The sequence below is a fragment of the Streptobacillus felis genome (genome assembly GCF_001559775.1).
GTDB classification, from domain to species: domain Bacteria; phylum Fusobacteriota; class Fusobacteriia; order Fusobacteriales; family Leptotrichiaceae; genus Streptobacillus; species Streptobacillus felis.
In genome coordinates this window covers 1-623 of record NZ_LOHX01000017.1, presented here as the reverse complement: position 1 = coordinate 623, position 623 = coordinate 1, and the positions used below count along the sequence as shown (strand labels likewise).

Below are 623 nucleotides of genomic sequence, written 5' to 3'. Positions count from 1 at the left end.
TACAGGACTAACAGGACCTAAAGGAGTACCAGGAAAAGATGGAAAAGATGCAGAAGCAAAAATCCGTGTAGAATATGGAGAAAAAGGTCTAGATGGAAATGATGGAGCTAATGGAGAGACTAAGACAAGAATTATCTATGAAAAACCAAATGGAGAAAAAGAAACAGTAGCAACATTAAAAGATGGATTGAAATTTGCTGGAGATAATGGAACTACAGTAATAGATAAAAAATTAAATGAAAAACTTGAAATTGTTGGTGGAGCAGATGAGACTAAGTTATCAGATAGAAACATTGGAATAAATGCAAAAGAAGGAAAACTTGAAGTTAAATTATCTAAAGAATTAACAGGATTAACAAGTTCAGAATTTAAAAATGCTTCAGGAGATACAACAATAATTAATGGTAACGGTATTACTATAGATTCAGGAATAGATGGTAAAGCTAATGTAAGTCTAACATCTAATGGACTTGATAATGGTGGAAACAAAATCACAAATGTAGCTGATGGAGAAGTAAGTGATACATCTAAAGAGGCAGTAAATGGATCACAATTAAATGCAGTTAAGAAAGAAGCATCTAAACATACAACAGTATCAGTAGATGGTGGAGATACAGATAATA

At 32.1% G+C, this 623-nt stretch carries 1 pseudogene; it reads left to right on the top strand.

From position 1 onward, the window contains the following. A pseudogene (locus AYC60_RS00315) lies at positions 1–623 on the top strand (adhesin); the annotation flags it as partial.